This is a genomic window from Hymenobacter sp. BT491, from assembly GCF_014349165.1.
GTDB classification, from domain to species: domain Bacteria; phylum Bacteroidota; class Bacteroidia; order Cytophagales; family Hymenobacteraceae; genus Hymenobacter; species Hymenobacter jejuensis.
This window is the reverse complement of the sequence record NZ_JACSJJ010000003.1, coordinates 1-15,657: the sequence shown is the minus strand read 5'-3', so window position 1 is coordinate 15,657 and position 15,657 is coordinate 1. Positions and strand designations below refer to the sequence as shown.

The window sequence follows — 15,657 nt, the reverse complement described above, 5'->3', positions numbered from 1 at the left end:
ATTTTGCAAGGTGTTGGTTATCAAGTGCTTGTGTAAAATAGCTTAGTGTGCGTGTTCAATGACCATTTTCTGACCGAGGTACTGGGCCAGCGCCACCGCTTGCTCGCGCAGTTCGGGCACCGAAGTTGACTCAAAGTAAGCTGGGCGGCGGCTTGGGCCAAGCGTGAAAAACAACTCCGAGGCTTCGCCCTTCGGGTTGAGCAACGCGCCGTTTTCGTCGGTAAGAATGCCCAGATGCAACGGGTCGGGGACCAAATAGCCTTCTTCGCGCATACTCTTTACCAGTGGATCGGCAATTATGCTGTAGTCGAGCAAGGGACCGGTACACGAAATTACGTGGCGGGCCAGGAGCCACTCCTGCGTTTGGCCTTTTTCCACCAGTACCGCTAGGTCGTCGCCGCGCTCTTCGATCTGCTTGACTCGGCCAGCCTGCATCACTACGGATCCTTTCCCGACCATTTCGCGCACGATGGTCGCGTTCTGTGGCGGGCTCCGATGACGCAGCACGGTCCAGAGCGAAACGAGGTGGCGCAGGAAGCGCTTTTGCTCCTGCAACGGCCAAGCCGCCCAAATCTTGCCGGTGTCGGGCCGGAGCGAGTCGAGTACGGGGCGCCAGTCAATGCCTTGTTCGGCGGCTTCCCGCACGTGTTTTCGCACTACCCGCAGCACTTCCACTACCGTTGTGAGCCCGGCTAACTCTGCTTCGTAAAAGCTTGGGTAGGATACGTCGGCACGCACATGCGCGGCTGGCCAACGCTTATGGCGCGACACCACCTTGATTGGTGCCCGGTGGCCATCGTCGCGCAAGCCCAAGAGAATGTCGACAGCAGTAAGGCCAGAGCCAATGAGCAACACCGAATCCTGGGGGCCGATGTCGCGGAGGGCGCCCGGTGCCCAGGGGTTGCCATGATAGCGCGGATGCACCAGATGCTGATCGCCGTGGCCGGTGGGCGCGATCGGTGGGAAGTTGCCGAGCGCCAGTACCACCATATCGCTGCGCAGCTCACGACCGCTGCTAAAGCGCACTTGAGCCGATTGTCCGTCAGGAGCAACTTTCGCCAAAACACCAGCCTGCGGGTGCCAGCTAAATTGCATGCCGTTGGCAGCCGGCTTCGGCAAAATAGCCGAAACCATTTCCTGCAAATAGCGCCCATAGAGTTGTCGAGGACAAAAATGATCCTCACATACCGCCATGTGATTTTCCTGCAGCCATTCCACAAAGTGGTTTGGCTGATCTGGAAACGGGCTCAGGAACTCCGACTGCACGTTAAGCAAATATTCTGGGCGGCGTGCCGTGTAAGCAAGCCCAGGACCCAGCAGCGGCCGCGGCTCGACTAGGTGTACGTTCCAGTCGTAAGGGCCACCGGGTAGCTGTGCCAGCTGCACTGCTAACATGGAGCCTGAGAAGCCGCCGCCAAGAATAGTTATAGTTCTTCGTTGCACTGTGCTTGTGTAGATAGGTAAGCCAGAGGGGATACGGTAAAACCACTAATTAATATTTATTAATATAAATTCATGGAAATATTATAGAAAGTGCTTTTCTAAAATTGAAGATCAACAATAAAAACCCGACCGCAAGAATACGGTCGGGCTCGATAACAAAAGTGCAATGTGAGGCCTTGGTAGCCTAATATAGGCTAAAACCGCAGGGCGGTCAAGAGGTAGGGCAGAAGGTAACCGAGCGATTACAGGTAGCTTCCTGGCACCAGATAATTGCGTACGTAATCGTTTATGCCGTCCTCCAGGCGCGTAAAGGGCTTGTCGTAGCCAATGTTGCGCAGTTTCTGCATCTCGGCCTGCGTGAAGTATTGATAGGTATCGCGAATGTCCTCCGGGGTGTCTTTGAAGGTGATGTCAGCAGTTCGGTCGAGGGCGGCGAAGGTATTCAGGGTCAGATCCATGAAAGTGCGCGCCTCGCCCGTTCCCAGATTATAGATACCGGAGTTTTTGCGGTTTTGCATCAGGAAGAAACACACTTCCACCACATCTTTTACATAAACAAAATCCCGTTTTTGCTCGCCATCGGCATAATCGGGGTTGTGCGACCGAAACAGCTGCATGGACCCCGTGCGGCGGATTTGCTCAAAGGCATGAAATATTACGGAGGCCATCCGGCCCTTGTGGTACTCGTTGGGGCCGTACACATTAAAAAACTTCAGCCCCGCCCAGAAAAACGGCTTTTCGGGCTGCGCAATTGCCCAGTTGTCGAAATCGTTTTTCGAGTCGCCGTAGGGGTTGAGCGGCCGCAATAGGGGCAGCAGTGCGTCGTCGTCGGAGTAACCGAGTGTGCCCGATCCGTAAGTGGCTGCTGATGAGGCATATACCAAAGGCAACTGATAACGGCAGCAAGCCAGCCACATCTGCTTCGAGTAGTCGAGATTGAGCACATTCAGCACGTCGCGGTTTTGCTCGGTGGTGTCGGTGCGGGCTCCGATATGGAAGATGAACTCGACCTGTTCGTGGTTTTTATCCAGCCACTCAAAAAACTCTTCCCGGTCGACGTATTCCGACAGGCGTTTGCCTTTCAGATTGATGAGCTTGCGCTCAACGGTGAAGTTGTCGACCACCACGATATCATTGAAATTGGCGGCATTGAGGCGGGTAACAAGGCAGCTGGCGATGAAGCCGGCCGCGCCGGTGACGACGATCATAAGGCAGTAATTTTGATCCAAAAGTAGGTAAAAGCTCTGTAGCGTACGTTTGGACTTGCGCGAGCGCCGGCCTTATTGCCCACATTGTTGCAGAAGTCGGACTGGCTGGGGCTGCAAAAGCTTCGGCTACTTCGCCATCTTTGCTGCATGCTCCATTCGTTCCGCCGTTTGCTGCCGTTGCTTGCGCTCTTGATTGCCTGCCATCCCGACCGGAAACCGGCTGCAAAGGCTCCTGCCGCTTCCCAAAAGCTCACCGATGATCTGGGCCGTAGTGTGACGGTGCCCGCGCAGCCGCGACGCATCATGGCGTTGGCAGCTTCCATGACGGAGATGCTGTATGCGGTGGCCGATACGGCTGGTATCATTGCCCGTACGCAAGTCTGCAACTATCCGGCGGCTGTGCTCCGAAAGCCCGTGGTTGGTAGCTACCCGCTCGATATGGAGCGGTTGGTGGCCCTGCATCCCGATGTGGTGTTTACCATAGAAGGCATCACTTCCCTCGACGATGCCGCCCGCCTGCAACAATTGGGCGTGCCCGTATATTATCAACGTTATGAGCGGGTTACGGATATTTTTCGGGGTCTGCGTGATCTGGGGCGCATTCTGCACCGCGAGCCACAAGCCCGCCACCTCACCGATTCGCTGAGTGCGGAATTAGAAAAGATAAAACGCAACCAGCCTGTTACTGGCCCAATTCCGCGGGTGCTGGCCATCACTTGGCAAGACCCGATTTACGTGTATGGGCAAAATACACTGTTCACGGACCGGATTCGGCTGGCAGGCGGTGAGAACGCCGTGACGGAGAAGTTTGCCCAGCCGTATCCGGCGCTCACGCGCGAGTACATTCTTAAGCTCAACCCCGACGTGCTGCTGGGCGGCCGCTTTGGCAAACTGGACAGTACTTTTTTTCGGATGTACCCAGAGCTGCGCCGCATCAAAGCCTACCAGACACGCCGCGTCTTTGCCATTACCGGCGACCTGATGGAACGCCCCAGCCCACGGGTAGTCGAGTCGGTGCGCGAATTGCAGCGGTTGCTCCAGCAGAAACCATGAATCGCTCTGCCGCTCCCTGGATTTTGCTGAGCCTGCTGCTCACGGCTGCTCTCATGGCAGCGGGCCTGCGCATTGGCAGCTTCGACACGAGCTACGCCTTGATCTGGAAGGCTTTAACGCAATACAACTCCGCCGATCCGGCTCAGCTAGTGCTGGTGCAACTGCGGTTGCCGCGTTTGCTTCTGGCCTTTTTGGCCGGTGGTGGGCTGGCATTCAGCGGCTATCTGATGCAGGCCATGGTCAATAATTCGCTGGCCGATCCTTACTTGATCGGGACGGCATCGGGCGCGTCCTTAGGCGCTATTATCTGCTTTTCACTTTTCAATACACTTACGCTGGCGGGCTTTTATCTGCCTCCCGTGGCCGCTTTGGCAGGCGGGCTGGTCACAACGCTGGTAGTAGTCGTGCTCGGAACGCAGCGCGGGCAGCTCATTCCGGCGCAACTGCTACTGGCTGGAGTAGCCGTCAGTTCGCTCACCACGGCCTTGGGCGGCCTGCTGACGTTTCGGTCTACTGCCGAAGGCAAGCTCCGGACGGTCGTATTCTGGGCCATGGGCAGCTTCGAGCGAGCCGGCTGGGATTTGCTGCCCTATCCGGCCGTGGCTTTGGTAGTTGCCTTGGTGCTGTTTCTGTTTTTGCAAAAAGACCTGAGCATCTTGCTGTTAGGCGAAGAACGCGCCCAAGCCTTAGGCGTAAACGTAGCGCGCACCCGATGGCTGCTGGTCATTACGGCCTCGGCGCTTACAGGCTGCGTAGTGGCATTGTGCGGACCGATTGGGTTTGTAGGGCTTACCATTCCGCACGTCACGCGGTGGCTGCTGGGCGTTACCGGACGGGCCAACCTGCTGTTTTGCGCCCTGCTCGGTGGTAATTTTTTGCTCGCTTGCGATCTGTTGGCGCGCTTGCTCTACCCGCCTGCCGGCTTGCCTGTGGGGCTGGTAACGGCCCTGTTCGGCGTACCGTTCTTTGTATATTTGCTGCGGAAAAGGGATTTAAGGACCTAAAGCAAAGAAGTTTTAGGTATAAGCATTTGATAATCAAATGCTTGTGATCTGGCCGAATTTACAGCCAAGTCCTTAATTCCCTCATTGTATAAGACCCCGCACAAATGATTTACGTCAGCCGTCAGGAGCACTTTAACGCCGCTCACAAGCTGCACAACCCCAATTGGTCCGACGAGCGCAACCGCGAGGTGTTTGGCCCCTGCGCCAACGTCAACTGGCACGGGCACAACTACGACCTCATTATTACGGTGAAAGGCCAACCCGACCCCGAAACGGGTTTTGTGGTCGACCTCAAGCAACTCAGCTCGGTGATTCGCGAAAGTATTGTAGATCAGGTAGATCACAAAAATCTCAACCTCGACGTGCCTTTCATGCAGGGCAAACTGGCCAGCACCGAAAACCTGGTAGTGGCTTTTTGGGAAATTCTCTACCGCGAATTGCCGCGCATCACGACCGCGCAGCTGCATTGCATCAAGCTCTACGAAACGCCTCGCAACTTCGTAGAATACTACGGCGAGGCCAATTAAAAATTATGAATTGGAAAGATAGTCCGCGGCAGGTCCGCACTTCGGTTTCCGGCGTTCATAATTCATAATTTTTAGCTCACAGTTCTACGAATGAAATATTATCTGATTGCTGGGGAGCGTTCCGGCGACTTTCACGCCTCGCGCCTGATGCACGAATTGCGTCAGCAAGATCCAGAAGCCGAATTTCGGGGCTGGGGCGGCGATATGATGCAGGCAGAAGGCGGCACGCTCGTTCATCATTACCAGGAAATGGCCATCATGGGCTTCTGGGAGGCTGCTACCAGCGTTTTGAAGTTCCGCGGCTATCTAAAGGAATGCCAGCGCGACATCATGGCCTACCAGCCCGACGTCGTGATTCTGGTCGACTACGCCGGATTTAACCTGCGGGTAGCCAAATTTGCCAAGCAGAAGGGGCTAAAGGTGTTCTATTACATCTCGCCCAAGATCTGGGCCTGGAATCAGGGCCGCGTGCATACCGTGAAAGCCTTGGTAGACAAGATGTTCGTGATTCTGCCTTTCGAGTCGGAGTTCTACAAGCGTTTTGGTTACGATGTCGATTACATCGGCAACCCGACCGTCGATGCCGTGGCAGAACACCAGCCGTCGTCCGATTTTTTTGTGCGGCATCAGCTTGACCCTCAGCGGCCTATCATCGCAGTATTGCCGGGCAGCCGCAAGCAGGAAATCGAAGAGATGCTTTACGAGATGGTAGCCATTCTGCCGCCATTCTTAGACTATCAGTTCGTGATCGCGGCTGTTTCCAACCTCGATCCCAATTATTACCGCAATTTCGAGCGTAACAACGTCCGCATCCTCTTCGACGAAACCTACGACTTGCTGCACCATGCCACAGCCGCCTTGGTCACCAGCGGCACAGCCACGCTCGAAACGGCGCTTTTTGATGTGCCCCAAGTTGTATGTTACCGTACCAGTGCTGTTTCGTACGCTATCGGCAAGGCCGTAATCAAGGTTCCCTACATTTCCCTCGTCAACCTGATTGCAGGCAAAGAAGTCGTGAAAGAGTTGATTCAGAGTGATTTTAACTCCCGAAACTTAGTGCAGGAGCTAAAGCGAATCCTCAACGACGACGATTTCTTGGCCCAGCAAAAAGCCGGTTATGCGGAGTTGCGCGAAAAATTAGGTCGTAGCAACGCCGCTCAAAATGCCGCTAAGCTGATGGTTGGCTATTTGAATAAGTAACCAACCCGCCTCTAACAACAAAAAGGCCAACCGCTTACGGTTGGCCTTTTTGTTGTAATTGATTGATTATAAACTATTTATGCAGCGCGCAATTGCTTTAGAGAAGACTTCTCAAATTTGCTCTGTGCGTAATCCAGGTCAATCACCAATTCGCTGACATCTGGTGCCGAAGGCATCTCGAACATGGCATCCGTCATGATGCTTTCGCAGATCGAGCGTAGGCCACGGGCCCCCAAGCGATATTCATCGGCTTTCACCACGATGTATTCGAGCGCTTCTTCCGAGAAGGTGAGCTGAATGCCTTCCATCTCGAACAAGCGGTTGTATTGCTTCACGATGGAGTTCTTCGGCTCGGTCAGGATTTTGCGCAGTGTAGCGTGATCCAGCGGGTTGAGGTGGGTAAGTACAGGTAAGCGGCCAATCAGTTCGGGAATCAAACCAAACGCTTTCAGATCCTGTGCCGTGATGTAGCGCAGGAAGTTGCCCGTATCGATGTTCTCCTCCAGCATGGTTTTGGAGAAGCCAATTGGCTTGGCGTTCAGGCGGCTCTTGATGATGCGGTCGATGCCCACAAAAGCGCCCCCGCAGATAAACAGGATGTTTTCGGTGTTTACCGTAATCATCTTCTGCTCAGGGTGTTTGCGGCCACCATGCGGCGGTACGTTCACGGTAGTGCCCTCCAGCAGCTTCAGCATAGCCTGCTGTACGCCTTCGCCACTCACGTCGCGGGTGATACTGGGATTGTCGCTTTTGCGTGCGATTTTGTCGATCTCGTCGATGTAAACGATGCCGCGCTCTGCAGCTTCTACGTTGTAGTCAGCTGCTTGCAGCAGGCGTGTCAGAATGCTTTCTACATCTTCGCCTACATAACCGGCTTCGGTGAGCACCGTAGCGTCGGCAATGCAGAAAGGAACCTGCAAGATATTGGCTAACATTCTGGCTAAGAATGTCTTACCGGTGCCAGTTTCGCCTACCATAATGATGTTCGATTTTTCAATCACAACATCGTCCTTGGCAGGTTTTTGCATCAGGCGCTTGTAGTGGTTGTATACGGCCACCGACATCACCTTTTTGGCTTCATCTTGCCCTACCACATACTGATCAAGGTACTCCTTCATCTCGCGAGGTTTCACGAGGTTGAACTTCGGAGTTTTGCTGTTCGAGCGAATCTTGTTCTCCTCGTTCAAAATCTGCTGAGCCTGACCCACGCATCGCTCGCAAATGTGTGCGTTGATGCCGGAAATCATGACTGAGACGTCTTTTTTGCTCTTACCGCAGAAGGAGCACGTAATATCTGCCATTGGTAGAAATATTCTCAGGATAGGGTAGGGGAAACTTACTGCTAGAAAGCTCCGCCCAAAGGTACGAAAAGGCAAACGCCCTTTGCACAGAAAAAAGTTGCTCCGTGCAGAGGCTTCTACTTAAAGATACAAAAGCCCGTTCTTGGTTTTGAGGCCAAAAACGGGCTTGTAACAAAGAGTTTACGCAACTTACTAAAGTTGCATAAGGCAAATTAAAGAGCCGCTTTCCGCTCTAATACTTCGTCGATGAGGCCGTATTCTTTGGCTTCGTCGGCGCGCATCCAGTAATCGCGATCCGAGTTGTCGTGGATTTCCTGGTAGGTTTTGCCGGTGTGCTGAGCCAAGATGTCGTAAAGCTCCTTGCGCAACTTCAGGATTTCGCGGGCCGTGATCTCGATGTCCGAGCTCTGGCCTTGTGCGCCACCAGAAGGCTGGTGAATCATGACCCGGGCATGCGGCAATGCCGAACGCTTGTCTTTGGCGCCACCTGCTAACAGTACCGCACCCATCGAAGCAGCTAGGCCTGTGCAGATAGTTGCTACGTCGGGGCTCACATACTGCATGGTATCATAGATGCCCAAGCCAGCGTACACCGAGCCACCCGGTGAGTTGATGTACAACAGGATATCTTTCTTCGCGTCCGCTGACTCGAGGAAGAGCAGTTGTGCTGTGATGATGTTGGCAATATAATCGTCTACGGGCGTGCCCAGGAACACGATGCGGTCCATGATCAGGCGCGAAAACACGTCGATTTCGGCAAAACGCGTGGGACGTTCCTCAATTACCGAACGCGTCATGCCCGTTATGGAATGGGTCATCTGACCTTCCATATGTTGCAGGTACTGGTCGACACCCAAGCCGCTGAGGCCTTGACCTTTGACGGCGAACTTGCGGAATTCTTGTTTATTCAGCATGATAAAATTTGTGGGAGAAGAAAGAGTCAAAAACAGATTCGGCAGGGCAACAAAAAAGCCCTAACGGCAAGTAAGGGCTTTTTTGTTGGTTAGAAAACCGGGCGCCAACGTTTAGCTGGCAGCCTGATTGCGGAAGTCCTCAGCCGAAATCTCTTTGTCGTTAACAACAACTTTGCCGCGGAGGTTTTCGAGTACTTTCTCTGCCAGAATGGCTTCATACTCGTTTACGTAGTTCTTACCGTTCTCCTGACGCAGGTAGCTGTCAGCAAAAGTGCGCATCTGGCCTTGCATCTCCTCGTCCATATCAGGCATGTTGAACTGGCCCATGAACTTCTGCACCGTACGGTCTACGATTTCGTCGTTCGATACTTTCAGGCCTTGCTCTTCCACCACCTTGTTGCGGATCATTGACCACTTCAGCTCGCGCTCATAGTCAGCATAATGCTCCTCAACTTGCTCGGGGGTAAGCTTGCCTTCGTTAGCGCGTACCAGCCACTTCTTGAAAAACTCCTTCGGAACCTCAATTTTGGTGTTGTCCACCATCTGATTGATAATCTGACGGTTAACCAGATTGTCGGATTCGCGGTCGTAGTTTTCCTGTACCGTAGCACGTACCTTCTCGTCAAACTCTTCTTTTGACGTTACGATGTCTTTGCCGAATACTTTGTCGAACAACTCCTGATCGAATTCAGCTTGCTCCGTACGGTTGATTTTCTCTACCGACAGCATGTAGTCGCCGCTCACTTCGGCAGCTTCGTCCTTCGACAAGCCCGAGAAGTTCGCGATAGCAGAAGCGTCACCTGCGAAAGCATCCTTTAGATCGAAAGTGATCGTGTCACCTGACTTCACACCAACAAACTTGTCAGCGCCATTCTTCACTTTGTTGATTGGCAGCAATACAGTCTTGCCTTCGCCTTCTTCGTCGGCTTTCTTCAGCTTACCGTAGAGGTAATCAGTAGCCTCGGATACTTCGGGGTTGGTGCTCTTGCCAAACTGGCGGCCGAGCTGCTCGTAGGTTTCGCCCAGCGTGTTCTCGTCAACGGCTACCTGATGGCGGTCTACGTTTAACGATTGGTCAGCCGGCAGCTCAAAGTCAGGCAGCAGGCCCAGTTCAAACTGAAAATCAAAATCTTTCTGCGCGTCAAAATCCACACTGGATTCCATCGGAATGGGTTCACCCAGGATTTTGATGTTGTTTTCTTTGATGTAGCCATCGACAGCTTTGCCTAGAATGCTGTTGATTTCTTCGACGAGCAGGCTCTTGCCGTACATCTTCCGCACCAGTGCCGGTGGTACTTTGCCCGGCCGGAACCCTTTAAGCTGCGCCTTCTTGCTGTAATCCTTGATCTTCTCTTCTACGGCCGCGCTGTAGTCAGCTTCGGTGAGGTGAACTGTCAGGATGGCACTCAGCTGGTCGTCTTTCTTGTCGAGGGTAATATCCAAAACGGGTCGTCGGTTAAGGGTAAACGAAATCGAATGTCGTTGAAAAAGAAACCCCCAACGGGTGGGTTGAGGGTTTGGGGTGTTGTTCTTGCTAAAGCAAAAACGAATAAAGTGCGGATGGAGGGACTCGAACCCACACGCCTTGCGGCACCAGATCCTAAGTCTGGCACGTCTACCAATTTCGCCACATCCGCATGCAAGGCCGTTTGCCTTGGGGGCGCAAAGCTAAGCAACGAGGCTTGAAATTCAAACAACAGAAAAAAATGAGCAGCAACCTTATCGGCTGGTTGGCTCCAAACCCAGATCTTTTCTGGCCGCCCGCATGTTATAAACCCAGTAAAGCGCGGCAAAACCTCTCCGTGCTTTCGTACTTTAGCAGATATCACCACGGAGCCCCGGCTCCGATTCGCACCCATGGCAACCCTCATTGATCCCGAAGTAGAGCGTAACGAGATCCTTCGGCAATACCGTCGTCTGCTCCGTACGGCCAAGCCTTACCTGCACGGCAACGACGCCAAACTCATCAAGAAAGCGTTCAACACTTCGTTGGAGGCCCACAAAGACATGCGCCGGAAGTCCGGCGAACCCTACATCCTGCATCCGCTGGCCGTCGCCCAGATTGCGGTGGAGGAAATCGGCTTGGGCACTACCAGCATCGTTTCGGCGCTGCTGCACGATGTAGTCGAAGACACGCCGATGGAGATCTCCGACGTGGAGCGCGAATTCGGGACCAAAGTCGCCCGCATCATCGATGGCCTGACGAAGATTTCGGGCGTTTTTGAATACGGCACTTCCGAGCAAGCCGAAAACTTCCGCAAGATGCTGCTGACGCTTTCGGAAGATGTACGCGTGATCCTGATCAAGATTGCCGACCGCTTGCACAACATGCGCACTCTCGACTCGATGCCGCGCCACAAGCAGCTCAAGATAGCTTCCGAAACCATTTACCTCTATGCGCCCCTAGCACACCGCCTCGGGCTATATGCGATAAAAAGCGAGTTGGAAGATCTTTATCTAAAATACACTGATACAGAGGTTTACAACGAGCTGGTAAATAAGGTCCGGCAGAGCCGTAGTGCGCGTAACCGGTTCATCAAAGAATTTGTCGCGCCCATTGATGAAGAGCTGAAGATGCAAGGCTTCGACTTTGAGATCAAAGGCCGGCCCAAGTCCATCTACTCCATACTGCGCAAAATGCGCAAACAGAACGTCACGTTCGACGAGGTATATGACCTGTTTGCTATTCGGGTAATCTTGGATGTGCCGCAGGAGCAGGAAAAGGCAGCGTGTTGGCAGGTGTATTCCATCGTTACCGATTTTTATCAGCCCAACCCCGATAGGCTGCGCGATTGGGTCAGCACCCCCAAAGCCAATGGCTATGAGAGCCTGCACACTACCGTAATGTCGCGCAGCGGCCAGTGGGTGGAAGTACAGATTCGCTCGCGCCGCATGGACGACATTGCCGAAAAAGGCTACGCTGCCCACTGGAAATACAAGGACACTGGTTCGGTACAGCCCGAATCCAGCTTGGAAGCCTGGATCAACAAGGTGCGCGAGATGCTCGAAACGAACAATTCAAGTGCGCTCGAGTTCATGGATGAATTCCGCCAGAACCTTTTCGTGAAAGAGGTTTACGCCTTTACGCCCAAAGGAAAGCTGGTAATTCTGCCGGATAAGGCTACGGCTTTAGACTTCGCGTTCGAAATTCATACGCATATCGGCCTGCAATGCTTGGGCGCAAAGGTCAACCAAAAGCTGGAGCCGCTAAGCTATCAACTGCGCAACGGCGACCAAGTCGAGATTTTAACCTCGCAAAAACAGCGCCCCACCGAGGAATGGCTGCAATACGTCATCACATCGAAAGCACGTACCCGAATTAAAGATTACCTGCGCGACGACAAACGCACGAAAGCCGAAGATGGCCGCTTTCTTGTCGAGAAGCGGCTGGAACTGCTTGGCGTAGAGTTTACTCCCGATAACCTCAACCGCCTGCTAACCCATTTTAACATTTACAATCCGCAGGACTTTTTTTATCGGTTGGCAGTCGGGCAGATCGACGGGCGCGAAATCAAAGAAAACCTGTTCGACTCAGCCACGGCATCGCCACGGCAGCCGTCTAGGCTTGAGCCCAAGGCATTTGACCAGGAAGTGCAAAAGATCCGTGGGGTGCGGGCTGACATGCTGGTGATCGGAGAGCACACCAACAAGTTCGATTACACCATAGCACCTTGCTGCAACCCGATTCCGGGCGATGATGTATTCGGTTTTGAAACAGAGACGGGCATTGTCATTCACCGGACGTCTTGCCCTAAAGCTGTGCAGCTGATGTCTAATTATGGCAACCGCATTGTGCGCGCCAAATGGACTGATCAATTGGAGCTGGCTTTCTTAGCTGGTATCCGCATCAAAGGTTCGGACCGAGTTGGCTTGGTAAACGACGTTACCAGAATTATCTCCAACAGCCTGAAAGTCAACATGCGCTCCATCACCATCGACTCCAACGACGGCATGTTCGAAGGCCAGATCATGGTATTTGTCAATGACACGGACCATCTCAATAAACTCATTCAGCGCCTGTCTAGGGTGAATGGCGTATTAGGGGTCGAGCGTTTTGATTCTTAAGCCAATAAAAGTCTTAGGTGGTATATAAAGTATGTGAGGGAATAACTTAGTATTAAGAGTATTTATATAAACAGTTGATTATCAGATGTTTATATAAATAATCAAAATAAGTGGTTCCTAGTTACTATCTGACTTATGCTGTTGCAATGCTTACCTTTGCCACTCCTTATATATATGGTGCAAAATGCTTGACCAAGAGAAGTATGAAGAGGTGAAAAAAATCTTCACCGCCTACTTAGAAAATAAAGGTTTGCGAAAAACGTCGGAACGCTACGCTATTCTGGAAGAAATCTATTCGCGTACAGGCCACTTTGATGTCGAGGAGTTGTTTGCCGGCATGAAGGAGCAGGGCTTGCAAGTAAGCCGTGCAACCGTCTATAACACTCTCGATTTGCTAGTAGAGCACGGTTTGGTAAGTAAGCACCAGTTTGGTCGAAACCTTGCCCAATACGAGAAATCTTATGGCTACCGGCAGCACGACCACGTGATCTGCACCGAATGCCATAAGGTAGTCGAGTTCTGCGACCCACGCATTCACGGTATCCAGACGATGGTCGGCGACCTTTTGAATTTCCATATCTTGCACCACTCTTTAAATCTTTACGGCGTGTGCGGCGATTGCCGCGCCAAAGCCGCTGCCCGTTCTCAAGCTGAATGAAAACTGAATCTGCCCTGCAAAATGGCATCCTGTACGTCCGCCTAGCCGGCGACCTGATCGGTAGCCCCGATACCCAACCGCTTCTCCAAACTGTAAATGACCACCTCGGCGACGCTATCACGCTCTGCGCGGTCGATTTGTCAAACGTACGCTTTATCAACAGCACCGGTATTGGCGTCTTGGTTTCGATCCTAACCAAGTTTCGCAACCAAGGAGGGGAGTTAGTGCTGATCAATCCTTCCGAGCATATTCGTAAGCTGCTACTCATCACCAAGCTAAATTCAATTTTCACGATTGCGGACGACGACGTAACGGCCGCTCAACAACTGAAAGCCGTAAGCTAATGCCCGTTGACGTACTTGTTGGATTACAGTGGGGTGACGAAGGAAAAGGCAAAATTGTCGATGTCTTAGCCCCCACTTACGATGTGGTAGCCCGTTTCCAAGGTGGCCCGAATGCTGGACACACGCTTACCTTCGACGGACAAAAACATGTGCTGCACCAAGTGCCCTCCGGCATCTTTCATCCGCACATTATAAATGTTGTTGGCAATGGGGTCGTCTTAGATCCTGTCGTATTCCGAGCTGAATTTCAGAAGCTTACCGATAGAGGGATAGATGCCTCTCGTAATCTTTACGTTTCAAAAAAGGCTCAGCTTATTCTGCCATCGCACCGTGCCCTCGATCGTATCTCGGAAGAAGCTCGTGGCGGCGGTAAAATCGGCTCAACTTTGAAGGGTATCGGACCGACCTATCAAGACAAGATTGGCCGGACTGGTTTGCGAGTAGGAGACATACTGCATCCTAATTTTCGGGAGCGTTACGCAGAGGCCGTCGCCCGCCATGCTAAGCTCGCCGCTTTTCACGGCCGTGAACTAGAAATCGAGGCGTTTGAAGATGATTTCTTTTCGGCCGTTGACTTCCTACGTACGCTTCGTTTAGCCGATACCGAATACTTGCTCAACGATCTTCTTCGGCAAGGCAAACGCATATTAGCTGAGGGAGCTCAAGGCTCACTGTTGGACATTGACTTCGGCACATATCCGTTTGTTACCTCATCCAGCACTGTTGTAGCAGGAGCTTGCACAGGCTTAGGCATTGCTCCTGCTCACATTGATCGTGTGTATGGCATTAGCAAAGCTTATTGCACACGCGTGGGAAGCGGACCATTTCCTACCGAATTACATGATGAAATAGGGGAGCGGATCAGACAAGCAGGCCGTGAGTTTGGTTCTACTACCGGTCGTCCACGCCGCTGCGGCTGGATTGATATACCTTCTCTACGCTATAGCATCATGCTTAACGGAGTCACTGAACTCCACTTGATGAAGGCAGACGTACTCGACGAGTTCGACGAGCTCAAGGTTTGTACGCATTATCTTACTCCTTCGGGAGAAGAAACCACGCAACTCCCAGACCTAAGCTTGCTTGAAACACTCACTCCAGTCTACATAACATTACCCGGCTGGCGTACTGAGTTGCAAAATATTTCAGATCCTGAAATGTTGCCTATAGAGCTTAAGCAGTATTTGCAATTCCTTGAGGGACAGCTACAAGTGCCTATCCGAATTGTGAGTGTAGGTCCTGACCGAGTCAGTACTCTTCATCTGAGCTAGAAAAAAGAATACGGCGAGCCTTGACATCATCAGGACTCGCCGTATCTTTGTCATCCTGTTTTGGCAATCGGCCAACAAAAAGATGCTACTAGTACTCTTAAGAAGTAGATCGAAAAAAAGTCAAGAAAAACTCTTGACAATCATCAATTGATGTTCTAGTTTTGCACTCCCAAATCGAAAGGATGCGGGTAAAAGAAAAGAAATTCTGCTTGCTGTTTTAAACAGCAAAAAGTTTTTTACCTTTGCACCCCAGCTTGCATAAGGGAACAATAATTGAGGGATTAAAAATAAATTCTCCCCTTTATTTGAAAAGTTTAAAAAGGTTTTTACCTTTGCAACCCCGAACGAAAAGACGCTCGGTTAAAAGATTAAAAAAGGGCTAAATAAGTAGCCGCTCTGCTTCTTTAAAAGAAAGAAGCTCATGTTCTTTGAATGTTTGGAATGAACGAATGGTAAGTATACTACCGCTTTTGGGCAACCAGAATGTAGGAATACTAAATAAGACCAAGCGACGCGAATTAAATGACAACGTCAGTAATGAGCAAGATCAGCACTCGACATGGTCTTTGCTTCGGCAAAGGCAGCAAGTAATTTATACAATGGAGAGTTTGATCCTGGCTCAGGATGAACGCTAGCGGCAGGCCTAATACATGCAAGTCGAACGGGCGG

13 protein-coding genes, 1 tRNA gene and 1 rRNA gene are annotated in these 15,657 nt (G+C 52.0%); 9 read left to right on the top strand and 6 right to left on the bottom strand.

The window, feature by feature from the left end; translation table 11 throughout:
* Window positions 1-42 precede the first annotated feature (42 nt).
* Both H9I52_RS11600 and rfaD read right to left on the bottom strand, forming a co-directional pair.
* Window positions 43-1,443, bottom strand: coding sequence for an FAD/NAD(P)-binding protein (locus H9I52_RS11600; protein WP_316248033.1), 1,401 nt, complete (start codon window positions 1,441-1,443; stop codon window positions 43-45).
* Between the two features lie 242 nt (window positions 1,444-1,685).
* Window positions 1,686-2,651 carry an ADP-glyceromanno-heptose 6-epimerase gene (gene rfaD / locus H9I52_RS11595; RefSeq protein ID WP_187454024.1) on the bottom strand — a complete coding sequence of 322 codons (966 nt, stop codon included), beginning with the start codon at window positions 2,649-2,651 and terminating at the stop codon, window positions 1,686-1,688.
* Between the two features lie 147 nt (window positions 2,652-2,798).
* On the opposite strand from rfaD, the gene H9I52_RS11590 reads away from it, so the two are divergent.
* The 4 genes from H9I52_RS11590 (at window position 2,799) to lpxB (ending at window position 6,435) form a co-directional block, all read left to right on the top strand.
* Entirely contained in the window at window positions 2,799-3,704 is a 906-nt protein-coding gene (locus H9I52_RS11590) for an ABC transporter substrate-binding protein (protein WP_187454023.1), read from the top strand.
* Entirely contained in the window at window positions 3,701-4,708 is a 1,008-nt protein-coding gene (locus tag H9I52_RS11585) for a FecCD family ABC transporter permease (RefSeq protein WP_187454022.1), read from the top strand. Before H9I52_RS11590 ends, H9I52_RS11585 begins: the two co-directional genes overlap by 4 nt.
* A 104-nt stretch (window positions 4,709-4,812) precedes the next feature.
* Window positions 4,813-5,235: a 6-pyruvoyl trahydropterin synthase family protein gene (locus H9I52_RS11580; RefSeq protein ID WP_139516412.1), complete on the top strand. Its 423-nt coding sequence runs from the start codon at window positions 4,813-4,815 to the stop codon at window positions 5,233-5,235.
* 90 nt (window positions 5,236-5,325) lie between these two features.
* Entirely contained in the window at window positions 5,326-6,435 is a 1,110-nt protein-coding gene (gene lpxB / locus H9I52_RS11575) for a lipid-A-disaccharide synthase (protein WP_139516413.1), read from the top strand.
* Window positions 6,436-6,512: 77 nt separating this feature from the next.
* On the opposite strand, the gene clpX is transcribed toward lpxB, so the two are convergent.
* The 4 genes from clpX to H9I52_RS11555 all read right to left on the bottom strand — a co-directional run bounded on the left by clpX (window position 6,513) and on the right by H9I52_RS11555 (window position 10,287).
* Window positions 6,513-7,736 (bottom strand): ATP-dependent Clp protease ATP-binding subunit ClpX, encoded by a 1,224-nt coding sequence (gene clpX / locus H9I52_RS11570; RefSeq protein ID WP_187454021.1) that lies wholly within the window; start codon window positions 7,734-7,736, stop codon window positions 6,513-6,515.
* 212 nt (window positions 7,737-7,948) lie between these two features.
* The gene (locus H9I52_RS11565; protein ID WP_230471136.1) at window positions 7,949-8,650 is read right to left on the bottom strand and encodes a ClpP family protease; all 702 of its coding nucleotides are present in this window, start codon (window positions 8,648-8,650) and stop codon (window positions 7,949-7,951) included.
* A gap of 111 nt (window positions 8,651-8,761) precedes the next feature.
* Window positions 8,762-10,093 carry a trigger factor gene (gene tig / locus H9I52_RS11560; RefSeq protein ID WP_187454020.1) on the bottom strand — a complete coding sequence of 444 codons (1,332 nt, stop codon included), beginning with the start codon at window positions 10,091-10,093 and terminating at the stop codon, window positions 8,762-8,764.
* A gap of 112 nt (window positions 10,094-10,205) precedes the next feature.
* Window positions 10,206-10,287 (bottom strand) — tRNA-Leu (locus tag H9I52_RS11555).
* Between the two features lie 220 nt (window positions 10,288-10,507).
* On the opposite strand from H9I52_RS11555, the gene H9I52_RS11550 reads away from it, so the two are divergent.
* The 5 genes from H9I52_RS11550 to H9I52_RS11530 form a co-directional block, all read left to right on the top strand.
* Window positions 10,508-12,715, top strand: coding sequence for a RelA/SpoT family protein (locus tag H9I52_RS11550; RefSeq protein WP_139516416.1), 2,208 nt, complete (start codon window positions 10,508-10,510; stop codon window positions 12,713-12,715).
* 184 nt (window positions 12,716-12,899) lie between these two features.
* On the top strand, window positions 12,900-13,373 hold the full coding sequence (locus H9I52_RS11545) for a Fur family transcriptional regulator (RefSeq protein WP_139516417.1): 474 nt from the start codon (window positions 12,900-12,902) through the stop codon (window positions 13,371-13,373).
* Window positions 13,370-13,717 carry an STAS domain-containing protein gene (locus H9I52_RS11540; RefSeq protein ID WP_139516418.1) on the top strand — a complete coding sequence of 116 codons (348 nt, stop codon included), beginning with the start codon at window positions 13,370-13,372 and terminating at the stop codon, window positions 13,715-13,717. The genes H9I52_RS11545 and H9I52_RS11540 overlap by 4 nt, the downstream gene beginning before the upstream one ends.
* Window positions 13,717-14,988, top strand: a complete 1,272-nt coding sequence (locus H9I52_RS11535; RefSeq protein ID WP_187454019.1) for an adenylosuccinate synthase — start codon at window positions 13,717-13,719, stop codon at window positions 14,986-14,988. The genes H9I52_RS11540 and H9I52_RS11535 overlap by 1 nt, the downstream gene beginning before the upstream one ends.
* A 596-nt stretch (window positions 14,989-15,584) precedes the next feature.
* A 16S ribosomal RNA gene (locus H9I52_RS11530) occupies window positions 15,585-15,657 on the top strand; the annotation flags it as partial.

Coding starts and splice junctions, on each gene's coding strand:
- clpX (WP_187454021.1), bottom strand. CDS start 7,736: ATGGCAGATATTACGTGCTCCTTCTGCGGTAAGAGCAAAAAAGACGTC.
- rfaD (WP_187454024.1), bottom strand. CDS start 2,651: ATGATCGTCGTCACCGGCGCGGCCGGCTTCATCGCCAGCTGCCTTGTT.
- H9I52_RS11565 (WP_230471136.1), bottom strand. CDS start 8,650: ATGCTGAATAAACAAGAATTCCGCAAGTTCGCCGTCAAAGGTCAAGGC.
- H9I52_RS11590 (WP_187454023.1), top strand. CDS start 2,799: ATGCTCCATTCGTTCCGCCGTTTGCTGCCGTTGCTTGCGCTCTTGATT.
- H9I52_RS11585 (WP_187454022.1), top strand. CDS start 3,701: ATGAATCGCTCTGCCGCTCCCTGGATTTTGCTGAGCCTGCTGCTCACG.
- H9I52_RS11545 (WP_139516417.1), top strand. CDS start 12,900: ATGCTTGACCAAGAGAAGTATGAAGAGGTGAAAAAAATCTTCACCGCC.
- lpxB (WP_139516413.1), top strand. CDS start 5,326: ATGAAATATTATCTGATTGCTGGGGAGCGTTCCGGCGACTTTCACGCC.
- H9I52_RS11550 (WP_139516416.1), top strand. CDS start 10,508: ATGGCAACCCTCATTGATCCCGAAGTAGAGCGTAACGAGATCCTTCGG.
- H9I52_RS11540 (WP_139516418.1), top strand. CDS start 13,370: ATGAAAACTGAATCTGCCCTGCAAAATGGCATCCTGTACGTCCGCCTA.
- H9I52_RS11535 (WP_187454019.1), top strand. CDS start 13,717: ATGCCCGTTGACGTACTTGTTGGATTACAGTGGGGTGACGAAGGAAAA.
- H9I52_RS11580 (WP_139516412.1), top strand. CDS start 4,813: ATGATTTACGTCAGCCGTCAGGAGCACTTTAACGCCGCTCACAAGCTG.